At 70.7% G+C, this 15,375-nt stretch carries 11 protein-coding genes; 5 read left to right on the top strand and 6 right to left on the bottom strand.

The features are described 5' to 3' along the window. Positions 1 to 24: 24 nt before the first annotated feature. Positions 25 to 678, top strand: a complete 654-nt coding sequence (locus AB0N07_RS24495) for a nucleoside/nucleotide kinase family protein (RefSeq protein WP_365838404.1) — start codon at positions 25 to 27, stop codon at positions 676 to 678. On the opposite strand, the gene AB0N07_RS24490 is transcribed toward AB0N07_RS24495, so the two are convergent. The 6 genes from AB0N07_RS24490 to AB0N07_RS24465 all read right to left on the bottom strand — a co-directional run bounded on the left by AB0N07_RS24490 (position 668) and on the right by AB0N07_RS24465 (position 8,889). Then, positions 668 to 2,500 (bottom strand): hypothetical protein, encoded by a 1,833-nt coding sequence (locus AB0N07_RS24490; protein WP_365838402.1) that lies wholly within the window; start codon positions 2,498 to 2,500, stop codon positions 668 to 670. The two genes, AB0N07_RS24495 and AB0N07_RS24490, sit on opposite strands and share 11 nt — an antisense overlap. Before the next feature lie 13 nt (positions 2,501 to 2,513). Continuing rightward, the gene (locus AB0N07_RS24485) at positions 2,514 to 4,220 is read right to left on the bottom strand and encodes a hypothetical protein (RefSeq protein WP_365838400.1); all 1,707 of its coding nucleotides are present in this window, start codon (positions 4,218 to 4,220) and stop codon (positions 2,514 to 2,516) included. Positions 4,221 to 4,222: 2 nt separating this feature from the next. Further along, on the bottom strand, positions 4,223 to 5,125 hold the full coding sequence (locus AB0N07_RS24480; protein ID WP_365838398.1) for a carbohydrate ABC transporter permease: 903 nt from the start codon (positions 5,123 to 5,125) through the stop codon (positions 4,223 to 4,225). After that, positions 5,122 to 6,033, bottom strand: a complete 912-nt coding sequence (locus tag AB0N07_RS24475; protein ID WP_365838396.1) for a sugar ABC transporter permease — start codon at positions 6,031 to 6,033, stop codon at positions 5,122 to 5,124. Before AB0N07_RS24475 ends, AB0N07_RS24480 begins: the two co-directional genes overlap by 4 nt. A gap of 116 nt (positions 6,034 to 6,149) precedes the next feature. Beyond that, positions 6,150 to 7,481 carry an extracellular solute-binding protein gene (locus tag AB0N07_RS24470; RefSeq protein ID WP_365838394.1) on the bottom strand — a complete coding sequence of 444 codons (1,332 nt, stop codon included), beginning with the start codon at positions 7,479 to 7,481 and terminating at the stop codon, positions 6,150 to 6,152. A gap of 274 nt (positions 7,482 to 7,755) precedes the next feature. Continuing rightward, positions 7,756 to 8,889, bottom strand: a complete 1,134-nt coding sequence (locus tag AB0N07_RS24465) for an ROK family transcriptional regulator (RefSeq protein ID WP_365838392.1) — start codon at positions 8,887 to 8,889, stop codon at positions 7,756 to 7,758. A gap of 328 nt (positions 8,890 to 9,217) precedes the next feature. Between AB0N07_RS24465 and AB0N07_RS24460 the strand changes: the two genes are divergently transcribed. The 4 genes from AB0N07_RS24460 (at position 9,218) to AB0N07_RS24445 (ending at position 15,034) form a co-directional block, all read left to right on the top strand. Next, positions 9,218 to 10,117 (top strand): BadF/BadG/BcrA/BcrD ATPase family protein, encoded by a 900-nt coding sequence (locus AB0N07_RS24460; protein WP_365838390.1) that lies wholly within the window; start codon positions 9,218 to 9,220, stop codon positions 10,115 to 10,117. A 199-nt stretch (positions 10,118 to 10,316) separates the two neighbouring features. After that, positions 10,317 to 12,245, top strand: a complete 1,929-nt coding sequence (locus tag AB0N07_RS24455; protein WP_365838388.1) for a phosphatase PAP2 family protein — start codon at positions 10,317 to 10,319, stop codon at positions 12,243 to 12,245. A gap of 42 nt (positions 12,246 to 12,287) precedes the next feature. Then, positions 12,288 to 14,021 (top strand): phospholipid carrier-dependent glycosyltransferase, encoded by a 1,734-nt coding sequence (locus AB0N07_RS24450; RefSeq protein WP_365838386.1) that lies wholly within the window; start codon positions 12,288 to 12,290, stop codon positions 14,019 to 14,021. An 89-nt stretch (positions 14,022 to 14,110) separates the two neighbouring features. Next, positions 14,111 to 15,034 carry a MurR/RpiR family transcriptional regulator gene (locus AB0N07_RS24445; RefSeq protein WP_365838384.1) on the top strand — a complete coding sequence of 308 codons (924 nt, stop codon included), beginning with the start codon at positions 14,111 to 14,113 and terminating at the stop codon, positions 15,032 to 15,034. Positions 15,035 to 15,375 lie beyond the last annotated feature (341 nt).

The following is a 15,375-nucleotide window of genomic DNA, read 5'->3' as shown; positions in this document are numbered from 1 at the left end:
CGGCCGGGTGACACACTCTGCTGTGTGCCGCTGACTTTCGACGACCTCCTCACCCGTGCCCGAACCCTCGCCCGCCCCGGCCGGCGTGCGCTCCTGGGCATTTGTGGCAGCCCCGGCGCCGGCAAGACGACACTCGCCGAGAACCTCGTACGGGAGCTGAACGGCACCGGGGAGCCCTGGGTCGCGCACGTCCCCATGGACGGCTTCCACCTCGCCGACGTCGAGCTGGAGCGGCTGGGCCGCCGGGACCGCAAGGGAGCGCCGGACACCTTCGACGCGGCCGGGTATGCGGCGCTGCTGGGGCGCCTGCGCGAGAGCGAAGAAGGCGACGTGGTGTATGCGCCGGGGTTCGAGCGGGTGCTGGAGCAGCCCGTTGCGGGCGCCGTGCCGGTGCCGCCGACGGCCCGGCTGGTGGTGACCGAGGGCAACTACCTGCTGCTGGACACCGGGGCGTGGACGCGCGTGCGCAGCCGGCTCGACGAGGTGTGGTTCTGCGAACTGGACGAAGAAGAACGCCTCCGCCGGCTGATCGCCAGGCACCAGGAGTTCGGCAAGGGGCACGAGGAGGCGGTGGAGTGGGTGTTGCGCAGCGACCAGCGCAACGCGGAGCTGGTCGCCGCGACCCGCGACCGGGCGGACCTGGTGGTGCCGGTGGGCGAACTCGCCCTCAAGAGCTGACCGCGCGAAGGGTCAGCTGCGGCTCCCCCCGTTCGTCGTCGGCGCCGATCACCGCGGTGAAGGCGGAGGTTCCGATGCGCAGTGCCTCCCCGTCCCGTTCGACGGACACCGTGAGCGGCGCCGCGGAGCCGTACCGAACGGCGAACACATGCAGGTCGTCCGGTGCGCCCGGGACCGGACCCGCCTCCAGGGCGGTGGAGCTCACCAGGTGGCGCCAGCCCTCGTCGGGGTTGCCGTAGCCGCGCGGGTCGGCGGCGAGCGCGAACGCCGCCTGTTCCTGGGTGAGTTCCGCACGGGCGTCGAAGTGCTCCGCACCCTGCGCCTGCGGATGGGTGAGACGGAGCGTGCCCGCCGAGGCCACCGCGCCCTCGGCCGTCCGGCGCACCCGGTCCCCGTCGTCGGCCGCGTAGGGCAGGCCGGCGAGCAGATACGGCTCTCCGCGCAGGCGTTCCAAGGCGACCGTCGTCCACAGGCTCGTGCCGTCGGTGACGTACAGGGACCGCACGTGCCGCAGGACGTGGTCGCGGCCGACCACCGGCTTGGTGACCAATTTCGCCGCCAGGCCGTCGGTGCGCACGTCCCTGACCCGGACCTCGCCCATGGGACGGCAGAACACGAATCCGTCCAGCACCGGGCCGAAGCCGTGCTGGCGGTTCACGGCCGCCGGCAGGTAGTAGGTGCCGTCCGCCTCGACGACCGACGGGGTCATACGGTCGTCGAAGGCCACCGAGACGGTGCCCGCCCGGAGCTGGTGGCGGGCGGGCTCGGTCGAGGGTGTGCGGTGCCAGCGGGTGGGGTCCTGGATCTGCCAGACCAGCATCCAGGCGAAGTGCCCGTCGACGCCGCCGTCGGGCCCCGCCGCATGCCGCCCCCAGCGGGTGTCGCCCCGGTAGCGGCCCAGGTCGGAACCGATGCGACGGCTGAAGTAGCGCAGGCCGAGGACCGATTCGAAGCCGGAGTGCTGCTCGCTGTAGCGGGGGCCGCCGCTGTCGAAGCCGCCGCCGGTGAGGCGGGCGTCGATGTAGCGGGCGAGGCCGTCGCCGTCCTCGGCGAAGATCTCCTCGCCGCTGACCCGGTGGGCCTGGGCGAGGAAGGAGAGGGAGATCGGGCCGTAGTTGTTGTCGTAGGCGCCGCCGTGCTCGGGAGGCAGCAGGGCGCCCCGGTCGCGCACTCGGTGCGCGCGGATCTTCTCGGTGTAGAGGCCGATCGCCCGGCCGCGGACCGACTCGCCTTCCTGCGGTGGGAGATGGCGTGCCAGCATCAGGCCGCCGACCACGCAGCCGATGGCCTGGTTTCCGGCCTCCTGCGGGTTGAAGAAGGTCGCCTCGGTCAGCCAGCGCCAGTATCCCCGTGCCACGTCGAGCAGTTGAGTGCGCTGGTCGGCTTCGACCAGGCCGTCCGGTGCGTCGAGGATGTTGACCGCCTGGAGCAGCGCCCACACGGTGCTCGGCCAGTCGCCGATGGGGTGGGCACCCGCTTCCAGGACGTAACGGGCGTACGGGAAGCCGGAGTTGCGGATCCGCAGGTTCGGGTAGCCGGGGTTGTCCTCGGCGTAGACGCGCTCGTTCAGGTGGAAGGCGAGGCTGCGGTGCACGGCCTCCGGCAGCCTCGGGTCCTTGGTGCGATGCAGGGCGAGCACCAGCAGGGACGTCAGGCCGAGCGAGGTGTCGCCGATGTCGTCGACGCAGTCGGGGCGTTCGAGGTTGCCCTCGGGGGTGAGGCGCGCGAGGGCCTGCTCGGTGACGTCGGCGAGGACGGCGTCGTATGCCTCCGGGGTGTCCGGCAGGTCGTGCAGCGGGCCGAGCTGGCGTGGGAGGTGCAAGGAGATCAGCCCTTCATGCCTGAGATGTGGCGCGCAGTGTGAGGGTCAGTGTCTGCGGTCCGTGTCCGCCGAGGTAGACGCGGTTCCCGGTCGTCGCGTCGGTGCCGCCGACCACGGTGTAGTCCTGCCCCGGGTCGTAGCGCAGTACGTCGCTCCGGTCCGGTCCGGCGAGCGGTTCGCCCGTCTCGACGGCGGCCTCGACCCGGATCTCGTCGTCGCCGACGCGGTAGGTCAGCGGCCCGGTCGTCAGGCACCAGCGTCCGTCGCCGAGCGGTACGGCGCCCTGCGCCTCGCCGCCCGGCCGGAAGGTCAGTTCGAGGGCCCAGGGCACCGATGGGCCGCTGATGTCGATCCGCAGGTCGGCCCCGTCCTCCCGCAGCTCGACCTCGACTCGGGTCGTGTGGGAGACCTCGTCCTGAGGGCGGTCGGGGAAGGCCATCGCCGCGGAGAAGCGGCCGTCGTCCACCAGACGGTAGGCGCCGTCGTCGCGCCTGAGGTCCTTCGGGAGCGGCTGGTAGTAGGCGGTGGTGAGGGTCTGGGTGAGCCGGTACCGGTTGTCGGCGAGCTGTTCCATGTCGGCGGCGCGGAACGGACCCAGGTCGAAGAACACCCGCGACAGGCGGACCGCGTCGAGGACGACGGCACCGGCGAACAGGCGCAGGAAGGTGGGATTGCACGCGAGGCCCGAGCGGATGCGCCGGTGTTCGGGCACGTCGGAGCCGCCGTACACCACGGTGTGCGCGGTGGCCGAGGCATGTACGGCGAGGCGTGCGGTGGGGAGGTAGCGGTCGCGCGGGAGCTTCTCGGCGTCCGGAGCCGGCAGGGTGCGGCACAGATCCGGGGTGAGGAGGGTCTGGGCGAGCAGGTCGGGGTCGTTGATGCCGTCGGCGGCCGCCAGGCGGGCCGCGCGGGCGAAGTCGCCCCGGCCGGTGCGGATCGCGAGCAGCCTGTACTGCGGCAGGTAGGGCCACAGCGCGAACGACTGCCCCTGGTCCTGGCGGCGCGAGTGGACGGTTTCCACCGTGCCGTCCGGCCTGATCAGGTCCAGGGTCGCGGCGAGGTTGCGTTCGACGGCGTCCAGCAGGTCGGTACGCCCGAGCACCTCGGCCAGCAACAGCAGCGACGGGTTGGTGACGATGGACGCGTAGACGGCGCTGCGTTCCGAGTACAGGCCCTCGGCGTCGATGTCGACGCCCTCGGCGAGCCACTCCTCGACACGCGCGAGCAGCCGGTCGTCCGGGAACGACCGGTGCAGCCGGGCCAGCGCCGCGGTCAGCTCCCAGCGGTGGTTCGGGGTGTGCACCCCGCCGGTCAGGAGAGGGCCGGTGGCTGCGCCCGCGATCTCGGCAAGCGCCGTAGTGACATCAGCCAGTTCCGGCCCCGCGCCCGCGGCGAGGACGTACGCGTCACAGACGTCGTTGACGGTGAACGCGGAGTCCGGCGGTGACTGCACGTTGTCGCCGCCCGCAAAGAGGCCGGAGGCCGTCTGCAGGGACCGCAGGGCACGGAGGTGGATCAGCGCGGCGGCGACGGCCCGCTCGCTGCCGTGCAGGGCCGACTCCGGCGAGCGGTACGCCGCGACCAGGGTCTTCACCCGCCGGGCCAGGGCGCGGTGCGGCCCGATGAATTCCGCCGACGGGTCGGCTGCGAGCAGGGCGGCCGATCCGTCGGCGGCGACCGCCGCCGCGCGGACGAACTCGTGGTCGGGCGGGGTGGGCAAGGTCAGTCCTTCAGTCCGGCATTGATGTCGGCGCTCATGACGTAGCGCTGGAAGACCAGGAAGATCACGATCAGCGGGATCATGGAGATGACCGAGGCGCCGAGCAGGACCGACCAGTTGATGTTCTGCGCGCCGACGATGCTCTGGATGCCGATCTGCACGGTGAACTTGTTGGGATCGTTGAGCATCAGCAGGGGCCAGATGTAGTCGTTCCAGCGCCACTGGAAGGACAGGATGGCGAGGGTCAGCATGATGGGCCGGGAGAGCGGCACCATGATCCGCAGGAAGATCGACAGTTCGCGGGCGCCGTCGATGCGTGCCGCTTCCACGAGTTCGTCGGGAACCGTCAGGAAGAACTGGCGGAACATGAAGCATCCGGTCGCGGTGAGCACCGCCGGGAAGATGATGCCGGCGAACGAGTTGTAGAGGCCTAGGTTGCGGACCACCAGGAACTCCGGGGCGAGCATGACCTCGCCCGGCAGCATCGTGGTGGCCAGGATGCAGATGAAGAACGCCTTCAGCCACCTGTTGTCGTACTTGGCCAGCGCGTACCCGGTGCAGCAGCTCACCCCCACCGTGAGGATCGTCGTGATCACACACACGATGGTCGTGTTGATGAAGAACTGGGAGAAGTTGGCACTGCGCCACGCCGTCAGGTACCCGGACAGGGTGGGGTGGTGCGGAACCAGCGTCAGCGGATAGGAGAACAGGTCGCTGGCCGGCTTGAGGGAGCTGAGGATGAACCACAGCACCGGCAGCCCGTAGAGGCACGCGAGGATCCACAGCAGGGTCGTCGCGGACACCGCCTGCCGGATCCCACCGCTCGCCGCGCCGCGGGTCCGCTTCCTGGAAACCGTCCGTCCGGGACCGGCGTCGACCTTGCGAGGCATGTCTGTGGTTGTCATCGGTTCTCCACCCGCCGGTTGACGATCAGCTGGATGATCGCGACGGCCATCAGGATGAGCATGAGCACGAACGACGCGGCGCTCGCATAGCCGATCTGGCCCCGTTGGAAGCCGGTCTGGTAGATGTACTGGACAAGCAGGTTGTTCGAGGTTCCGGGTCCGCCGTTGTTCAGGGAGACGAACACCGGGTATTCCTTCATCGCGTTGATCGTGTTGAGCAGGATGACGATGAAGGAGGTCGGCGCGATGCTCGGCAGCGTGATGCTCAGGAACTGGCGCCATGGTCCGGCGCCGTCGAGCGATGCCGCCTCGTAGTACGACACCGGTACGTTCTTGATCGCCGCGATGAACAGCAGCATCGTGAAACCCGTCCACATCCAGGACGCCGCCATCACCACCACGAACAGCGACAGGTCCGCGTCCGACTGCCATGGAACGGCGCTGCCGCCGAGCTTCTCGATGACGTAGTTGACCAGCCCGAAGTTCTCACCGAACAGCCACCGCCACAGCACACCCACGACGATGGGTGACAGCAGCCACGGGATGAAGAAGATGACGCGGGCGACCGACGAACCCTTGGCGTGCTTGTTCACCACCAGGTTGGCCGCGAGCAGCGAGAGCGCGAAGTTCAGCGGCACGAAGAGCACGGTGTACAGAAGCGTCCGGGTCAGCGCGTCGTAGAACGTGGAGTCCCCGAACAGGTTGTGGTAGTTGTCCAGTCCGATGAACTGGAACGCGCCCACACCGGTGTAGTTCGTGAAGGAGTAGACGAGCCCGATCACCGCCGGCCAGACGAAGAACAGCGCGAAGAGCACGACATTGGCCGCGATGAGGGTGAGCGGCGCAAGGGTGTACTTACTGCGTCTCCTGGGAGGGCTCGCGGACACGACCGAGGCGCGTTTTGTCATCTTCCTGACTCCGTGCTGGTGAATGGGTTGCGGTGGGTTCACGCGATGAGCCCGGCATCGTGTGGGCGTGCAGGGCCGGGAGGCGCTGTCGAGACACCGCCTCCCGGCCCTGTGGCCTACGATCCGCCGCCGACCTGCTGGTTGTAGCCGGCCACGATGTTCTCCAGGGCCTTGTCGGACGACTGCTGGCCGTTGACCGCCTTGCCGAGTTCCGTCTTGGTCGGGTCGGTGGTGATGCTCTTGCCCTTCAGCGCCCACTCCGTCTGCGCACCGTTGAAGTAGCCGGAGATCGGGGCGTAGAGCGGGATCTCCTCGTTGTACAGCTTGAACGCCGACTGCGCCGCGTCGGACTTGAAGGGGTAGTTCGGGGTCAGCCCGCTCTCGACGGGGAGGAACCCGGAGCTCTCGACCAGTTCGGTGTACTGCTTCGGGTCGTACACCCAGGTCATGAACTTCTTCGCGGCGGTGGCCGCGGCGCCGTTGTTGTTGAAGCCCACCATCAGGCCGCCGGCATTGACGTCGCTGGCCTGCACCGGCTGGGCGGGGGTCGGGACGCTCGCCCAGTCGAACTTCTTGATGCTGTCCGCGAACGCGGCGACCTGCCACACGCCGGACCAGTAGGCGACCACGTCACCGCTCTGGAACATCGCGGACGGGTCGGCGCCGCTGGTCCACACCGACTTCGGCATGGTCTTGTCGTCGTTCCATCCGACGAAGGTGTTCACGGCCTTCTTGGTCGCTGCGTCCACCGAGAACTTGCCGGAGGAATCCGCGTGGACGTACTTGCCGCCCATCTCGTACACCATGGCGCGCAGCCGCGACGGCGACTGGTCGAAGGTCAGGGAGTACTTGGCGCCGGTCTTCTCCCGGACCTTGTTCGCGGCCGCGATGAAGTCGGTCCAGGTCCAGGTCTTCGAGGGCGAGGCCGGGTAGGAGACGCCGGCCTTCTTGAAGAGCGTCTTGTTGATGTACAGGCCGGACGCGGTGACGTCCGAGGGGATGGCCAGCACCTTGCCGGAGGAGTCCTTCGCCAGGAAGTTGGCGTTGATGTTGTAGCTCTTGTTGCCGGCGATGGAGCTCAGGTCGATCAGCTTGTTCGACCAGATGGGGTCCAGCGCCGGTACGGCCGCCACGTCGGGCAGAGCATTCGCCTGCGCGGAGTTGTGCAGCTTCGTCGTGTAGCCGTCGTAGGGGATGTTGACGAGCTTGACGTCGACGCCGGCTTCCTCCTTGTACTGCGCCACCAGCTTCTTCCAGCCCGCGTCCTGCCCCGGAACCGTGGAGATCCAGAACGTCAGCGACTTGGAGTTCCCGCCCGAGCCGGACCCCGACCCGCCGCAGGCGGTGAGCAGAAGGGCACCTGCCGTGGCCACGGCAGCGAGGGGAACCACACGACGTATGCCGCCGCGGCCGAGTCGGCGGGAGCGCCGCACACCCACACTGGTCATTTTCTTCCCTTTTCGTCGTACTGGACGGAGCACGGCGCCAGCCGAGGCGGCACGGGTGCATTTTGCAGGAAATTTCGCTTTCCGGGGGCACGGCCTCGCCCGGCCGCGTCGCCTGGAGCGGGTGGAGTCCCCGGCCATGAGGGCCGTCGTCGCACAAGCACGCCCTCGTGCGACTGCCGTACTTCGCGTACGGGCGGGAGGCTCACCCGGAGTCGGCATCCCGGCCGACTTAGAAAGCGCTTGTCCGGACATTGGCACGTCGAGTCGGAGGCCGTCAATCCTTAGCCCCCGCGGCCTCGGTCACGGTTTGGACTCCTCGCGAAACCGCGAGCCGGGCGGCGCCCACGACGGTGCCGAGATCACCGACCGTGCTGCTGACGACTTCGGTGGGCCAGCTGAGCCGGGCGAGTTCCGCCCGCACACCGGGCAGTACCTGCGGGTCTGCGCCGGTGCTGCCGCCCAGGACGATCAGCCCCGGGTCCAGTACGGCGGTCACGGCGGCGGCGAGACGGCCCACGTCGGTGGCGTGGCGGCCGATCACGGCGCGGGCCGCCACCCTGCCCTCCCCCGCCAGGGCGAAGAGCTGCTCGGCGGTGCGCGGGCAGGGCCCGTCCTCGTCCTGCCAGGCCTCGGCCGCCCGGCGCAGCAGCGAGCGCGCGCCGATGTACTCCTCCAGGGCCTCGTGGCGCGGCTCGCGGCCGTCGTCCCAGGGGTAGGGCAGCCGGGCCAGCTCACCGGCGGCGCCGTTGGCTCCGCGCAGCACCTGGCCGCCGACCACGATGCCGAGGCCGATTCCGACGCCGATCCGCAGATAGCCGAAGGTGTGCCGGCCGCGCGCGGCGCCCTCGTGCAGTTCGGCGAGCGCGGCGCAGTTGACGTTGTTCTCGAGGTGGACGGGAACGCCGGGCGGCAGGGCGACGGCCATGGCGTCGAAGACGGGGCCCGCCTTGGCCGTGGCGGGGCGCATGCGGGCGCCCTCCTTCTCGCGTGCGGTGACGTCGCCGACGGCGACGACGACGGTGCGCAGCGGGGCGCCGGCAGGCAGCGCGACGAGTGCCTCGCGCACCACGTCGGCGGCCTCGTCGCGGGTGCCTGTGGCCTGGGCGAGCAGGGTGCCGTCCAGGGCGCAGCCACGCACCCGGGTCAGGGCGGGGCCGAGGTCGACGGCGAGCACGGCGCCGGCGGCGGGTCCGAGACCGTAGACGGCGGCGGAACGGCCCGTGCCGCCGGACGCGGTGCCGGAGTGGGCGGCCAGCTGCGCGCTCTCCAGCTCCGCGACGGCGGAGGACACGGTGGGTTTGGACAGGCCCGCCAGGCTGGCGAGCTGCGGCCGGGTCGCGCTGCCCGCCTCGGCGAGCACGGCGAATACCGCGCTCGCGCTCTCGGTCAGACGGGGGGCTTCCGCCACGTCGTGTATCACAGTTCTCCCACGGGTCACGGGCCGCTCAGTGGTCGAGTGCGCGATGCCTCTTGACGCACTGTACTTCGTTAGTTAACTTCCTAACGAACTTCACGGTACTCGCCTGCCGTGTCCGTCTGAAGCCCGTCCCGGGGCTTCCCTAGTTCACCAACTCCCGTAATCTCAGGCACGGTTCGCCCACCGAGCTCTCCGCTGGGTGTGCCGCAAAAGACCGGTCGGTCGTCTGCGGCACCGTCGTGGCCGGTCGCGCAGTTCCCCGCGCCCCTTCCGGGCGCTCCCGGACCGCGTCGTCCAGCGCAATGACGAAAGAGGTTCCGTGCAGGACTCCACGCCCCTCGTGGTCGGCATCGACGTGGGCGGCACCAAGACACATCTGCGTGCCTACGCCGATACGGAGCTCGTCGCCGACCATGTCCGGACGAGCAGCGGCTGGCGGCCGCACGACCCTGTGGCCGCCGCCGGCTGGCTGGCGGCGCTGGCCGCCGACGCGCTGCCGCCGGGCGCCCGCCCGGCGGCCGTCGCCGTGGGCGGCCATGCCTGTGAGACTCCGCGCCAGTGCGCCGGGATACGTACCGCCCTGCAACAACACTTCGACGCGCCCGCGCTGGTCGTGGGCGACGCCGAACTGCTCGTGCCCGCCGCGGGACTGCACAAGGGCGTCGGCCTGGTCGCCGGCACCGGTTCCGTCGCGGTGGGCCGGCTCGCCGACGGGACCTCGGTCCAGGTCGGCGGCTGGGGTGCGGTGCTCGGCGACGAGGGCGGCGCGGCCGGTCTCGTCCGCGAGGCCGCACGGGCCACATGGGCGGCGCACGACCGCGGGGAAAAACCCGACGAACTCGCCCGGGGTCTCCTCGCATCCTTCGACGTCTCCGAAGTACCGGCGCTCGGCGCGGCGTTGGAGAGCGCCTCGGACGTCTCCGCCCAGTGGGGCCGACATGCGCCGGTCGTGTTCACGGCCGCCGAGGCAGGTTCGCCGATCGCCCGCGCGGTGATCACCGAGGCCGGCCGTTCGCTGGCCGCGCTCGTGGAACGGCTCGCCGCGCGCGGGGTCGTGGTGGACGACGTGGTGGTCGCGGGCAGCACCGTCCTCGCCCAGGCCTCCCTGTACGGCGCGTTCGCGACAGCGCTCGCGAGGTCCGTGCCGGGAGCACGTCCGCAGCCGCTGCGCGCACCGCCGGTGGAGGGTGCGGTGGCCATGGCCCGTTCGATCCTGTGAACCGGTCGGCCCGCGTTCACGCACACGACACGTCACGGCCGCCGGGCTCTCGCCGACGGGACAGGACCCGGCCGTAGATCTTCGCTCAAAGCTTCACGGGACGCCCCGGATTCGCACATCTCATGCGCCCCGCGGGACATCTCTGATCGCACGATCTCCTCCTGGCCGCAGGGCCGCAGAACTGAAGAGAGGCACACGCATGCCGTCACCTGCCGGGCACCGCTCCTCGTCGAACGCCGGTCGACCGACCGTCAACAGGCGGGGGTTCCTCAAGACCTCCCTGGGCGCCTCGGCCGGTGTGCTGGCCGCGCCCACCTTCGTGACGTGGCTGGGCGCCGCCGACGCCAAGGCCGCCACGACGCCCGCGGCCTTCGTCGACGACTACAGGACCAATCTCCCGACGAACCTCACGCCCGAGACCAACGCGGTCGTCCGTGTGCTCGGCGGGTTCGCACAGATATGGAAGACCGGCGGCGCCTGGAACACCGGCACGCCCCTGCGGCCCGAGATACTGCGCGCCAACATGAGCTACTGCGCCCGCATCACCGCCGCGCGCACGGACGCGCAGGCGAAGGAGGCGTTCCTCTACGACCGCCAGCACCAGAGCTACGCGATGATCGCGGGCCTCGGTCCGCTGTCCGACCTGTACAAGGCGGGCGCCAAGGCCGTCACGTCGATCACCAGCGCGCCGGACGGCACACCGCCCGCCAAGATCGACGACGCGGTGCCCGCGGACGCCCCGGCCGGCTCCGCGCTCGGCGCCGGCTCGCACGACTCCGCGCTCGGCAAGGTGGCCGAACTGGTCGACACCCTGCGGGGCAACTGGGCCTCGGGCAACCCGTCCAAGTACGCCTACCTGTACCCGCGGCCGTGGCGCATGAACGAGGACAGCGAGGTCGTCGACACAGGGAAGACGGACGCCCTCGGCTTCCCCGTCTACGACTCGAAGGTGGTCGTCGCCCCGCAGCTGCTGCGCCAGCGCAACACCTCCCCGGCGGACGACGGCGGCTTCCCCAGCGGCCACACCAACGCCTTCCACCTGGCGGGCCTCGCCTACGCGTACGCCGTACCGGAGCGTTTCCAGGAGCTGGTGACGCGGGCGTTCGAGCTCGGCCACACCCGGATCATGGCGGGCATGCACTCCCCCGTCGACGTCATGGGCGGCCGCATCATGGCCACCGCGCTGGCCGCCGCCACCCTCGCCGACCCGGCGAACACCGCCCTCAAGGCCGCGGCCCGCGCCCAGGCCCTCGCCTACTTCGAGGCGCAGACCGGCACCACGGCCGACACCCTGTACGCGTACGCACACTCGGACGACACCGACCCGTACGCGGACCGGGACGCCAACGCCCGTGCGGTCCGGCGCCGGCTGACGTACGTGCTGACCCGTCACGGCCGCAGCGAACCGCTGACCGTTCCGAAGGGCGCGGAGGTGCTGCTGGAGACGCGGCTGCCGTATCTGGACGCCGACCAGCGGCGCGAGGTGCTGCGCACGACCGCGCTGCCCTCCGGGTATGTGCTGCTGGACGGCTTCGAGCAGTGGGGGCGGCTGAACCTGTTCGCCGCGGCCGACGGTTACGGCGCCTTCGACTCCGACGTGACCGTCACGCTCGACGCGGCGGCGGGCGGCTTCGGCGCGGCCGACAGCTGGCGCAACGACATCTGCGGCGACGGCGGCCTGACCAAGCGGGGCAGCGGCACACTCACCCTGACCGGCCACAACAAGTACACGGGCGGCACCGTGGTGAAGGACGGCGTACTGGCCACCGCCTCGTCCCACGCGCTGGGCCACGGCGAGGTCCGGGTGTCGGGCGGCACGCTGCGGCTGCAGCGGCCCGTGCAGGTGCACGGTGGGTACGCGCAGGAGTCGGGTGCGCTGGAGCTGACGCTGCGCTCGGGTCACGAGCCCGCTCTCAAGGTCACGCGCCGCGCCGTCCTGGGCACGGGGAGCGTTCTGACACTGCACCTCGACGCCGACAAGCCGCCGGCCGCGGGTGGCACGGTGCGGGTCCTGTCCGCTGCAAGGCTGCGTGGCCAGTTCGACCGCATCGAGCTGAACTCCGACCGGCTGCGGGCCGTACCCGTCTACACGACGGAAGGTCTGTCGGTACGACTCCTGAAGCGGTAACGCCCGGGAGGCGGGAGCTGATGCGACAGTAGGGCCCATGGGATGGGCCCGGATCGCTCCCGCCCCCTCGCGGTCCGTGTCACCGCGGGGCGGATGATGGCGCACGAACAGCACTCGGTCCTCGAACCGGGCACACACGACGACGAGGAACAGCCGCCGCCGGCGACGGCGCCCGAGCGGTCGCCCCGCCCGCGCAGGCGGTGGCTGCTGCCGCTCCTCGTCGTCGTGCTGCTGGCCCAGATGGCCGCGGCGATGGTCACCACCGCCGTCCAGCAGACCCCGACGATCGACGAGCCCGTCTACGTCGCCACGGCGGCCGACTACCTGCACGAGCACCGGGTGCGTCTCAACCCCGAACACCCGCCGCTCGGCAAGCTGGTCATCGCGGTCGGGGTGGCGATCGCCGGTCCGCACCTCGACACCTCGTACAAGGGAGATCAGGGGCAGTTCGGGCGGCATCTGCTGTACGAGTCCGGCAACGATCCATGGCGGCTGATGTTCTGGGCGCGCCTGCCGATGATCGTGCTGACGCTGCTGTTCGGGTTCGTCGTGTTCGCCTTCGCCCGTGAACTCGCGGGCGCCGCGGCCGGGTTGGCGGCGCTCGCCCTGTACGTCTTCTCCCCCGATGTGATCGCACACGGCTCGCTGGCAACGCTCGACGTGCCCGCGGCCGGGTGCGTGCTGACGTCGGCGTGGCTGCTGTGGCGGGCGCGCAGGCGGCCCCGGCTGTACGTCCCACTGGCCGGAGTGGCGCTCGGGGCGGGGCTGGCGACCAAGATGAGCGTGCTCCCGGCGGTTCCGGTGCTGTTGGCGCTGGCCGCTTGGTCGGTGTGGCGGGCGGGGCTCGAGAACCGCCGCAAGAGGGCGGCTCTCGGTGCCGGCGTGGCGGCGGTGGCCGCCGTGGCCGTCGTATGGGTGTCGTATCTGGTGGTCGACCCAAGGCTGCGGTGGACGCCGGAGCGGCCCGTGCCCGCAGTGCACGGGTTGAAGGGGCTGCTCGTGCGGCTGCTGCCGTTGCCGGCGTCGTACCGGGACGGGATGCGGATTCAGTTCGGTCTGGAGGACTACCCGTGGCAGGGCTTCCTGTTCGGGCATCTGTACACCGGGTCCCGCTGGTACTACCTGCCGGCCGCGCTGCTGGTGAAGACGCCGCTCGGCATGCTCGTCCTGTGGGTGGCCGGGGCGGCGGTGCTGCTGGCGGTGCGGCGGCTGCGGCCCGCGGCGCCGTACGTGCTGGTGCCCGCCGGGGTGCTGCTGGCCGCGGCCATGACCGGGTCGCGGGACTTCGGGACCCGGTACGCGATTTTCGTGCCGATGTTCCTGGCGGTGGCCGCCGGCTGTGTGCTCGCCGTGCGGTGGCGGTGGGCGCCCCTCGTGACGGCAGCGCTGGTGCTGTTCGTCGCGGTCAGCTCGCTGCTGACGTATCCGTACTATCTGCCGTACTCCAACGAGGCGTTCGGCGGTCCCGCCAAGACCCGTCTGCGGCTGCACGACTCCAACGTGGACTGGGGCCAGGACCTGGGCCGGCTCGCCGACCGGCTGCACGAGCGGTACCGGGGCGAGCGGATCTGGCTGGTGTACAAGGGCAGCGGAGTGCCTTCGTACTACGGCATCGACGCGTCCGATCCGCGCCAGGTGCCCCCGCGTCAGGTGCACGGGCTGCTGGTCGTGTCGGACTCCGCGGTGGCCAAGGCGCGGGGCCGGTTGGCCGCTTTGATCCGCAGCAGTCGGCCGGTCGACGACGTCGGGCATTCGATCACGGTCTATCGGCGGTGACGGCGGCGCCGGATGCCCTCGTACAAGCCCTGGTCACGACGGTGTGTGGGCTATGTTGAAGCACTGTGGGAGACAAAGGAGGCGCACCGGTGTCATCGCCGCAGCAGGCACGCGCACAGGCGTCCGCGATCACCTCGGGCAAGACGGCTCCGGAAGCCGAGGCGGCCCCGGCCTCCCAGCTCAGAACACTCTTCGACCGGCCCCGGCTCTCCCCCGGCCAGCGGCGCATCGCCCAGTACCTCATCGAGCACATCACCGAGGCGGCCTTCCTGTCGATCACCGACCTCGCCGAGCGCGTCGGCGTGAGTCAGCCCTCGGTGACGCGGTTCGCCGCGGCGGTCGGCTTCAGCGGCTACCCCGCGCTGCGCGAGAAGCTCCAGTCGATCGCCCTCGGCACCCTGGCCGGCGGCCCCGCCGCGACCGAGGAGAACGGCAGCAACGAGCTGCAGGCCGCGGTCGACGCCGAGATCGAGAACCTGGAGAACCTGCGGCGCGACTTCGCCGACCCCGACCAGCTGATCGACCTCGGCCGCAAGCTGTCGGCGTCCACGCCCCTGACCGTCCTGGGACTGCGCATCTCGGTCTCGCTGGCCGAGTACTTCGCCTACGCCGCGCGCCGTATCCACCCGGACGTGCGGCTGGTGACGTGGGGCGGCAGCGTCGCCTACGACGCGCTGTTGCAGTCGCGTGAGGCGGGCGGCACCTGGGTGCTGGCCTTCTCGATGCCCCGGCACGCCCAGGAGACGCTCACGGCCGTCCGGGTCGCGCGCAGCGCCGGGCTGAAGGTCGCCCTGGTCACGGACCTGGCACTGGGGCTCGTGGCCGACGAGGCGGACGTCGTCTTCGCCACCGGCACCGGCTCCCGCCTGGTCTTCGACTCCTACGCGGCGCCCGGCGTGATCGCCGCCGCGCTGCTGCAGGCCATGACCGACGCCGATCCCGAGCGCACCCAGGCGCGGCTCGAGGAGTACGAGCAGATCTCCGAGCAGCACCAGTTCTTCCTGCGCGACTGATCCGGCGCCCGCGACCGATCCGGTGTTACAGCCGAATTACAAAGGGACCTTTCACAACATACTGCGCATGAATGTTTTCATGCTTCTTGCAAACCGGACGGCATATATAAATACTTCTCACGGATCGCGCACCGGCCCACTCCGGACACGTTCCGCACCCCTGTCCCACCCGCATCAGCCCGGAGAAAGCCGACGGTCCGCCCATGCGCCTGCACCATCCGCCGCGCCGGCGCCGTCTGCTCTCCCGGGCTCCTGCACGGACACCCGAAGCCGCCGTCTCCTACCCGCGTCGGCGCCCAGGGTGTTCGGTCGGGCCTCGCCTCCGCGAGCGCCCTTGGCGG

The sequence above is a fragment of the Streptomyces sp. NPDC051172 genome, from assembly GCF_040682555.1.
Lineage (GTDB): Bacteria > Actinomycetota > Actinomycetes > Streptomycetales > Streptomycetaceae > Streptomyces.
Note: the sequence above shows the minus strand (reverse complement) of the source record. Positions and strands in the feature narration are given on the sequence as shown.

Excerpts from the sequence above, each read along its gene's own strand:
- AB0N07_RS24480 (WP_365838398.1), bottom strand. The coding sequence starts at position 5,125 with ATGACAACCACAGACATGCCTCGCAAGGTCGACGCCGGTCCCGGACGG.
- AB0N07_RS24475 (WP_365838396.1), bottom strand. The coding sequence starts at position 6,033 with ATGACAAAACGCGCCTCGGTCGTGTCCGCGAGCCCTCCCAGGAGACGC.
- AB0N07_RS24450 (WP_365838386.1), top strand. The coding sequence starts at position 12,288 with ATGGGCCCGGATCGCTCCCGCCCCCTCGCGGTCCGTGTCACCGCGGGG.
- AB0N07_RS24455 (WP_365838388.1), top strand. The coding sequence starts at position 10,317 with ATGCCGTCACCTGCCGGGCACCGCTCCTCGTCGAACGCCGGTCGACCG.
- AB0N07_RS24470 (WP_365838394.1), bottom strand. The coding sequence starts at position 7,481 with ATGACCAGTGTGGGTGTGCGGCGCTCCCGCCGACTCGGCCGCGGCGGC.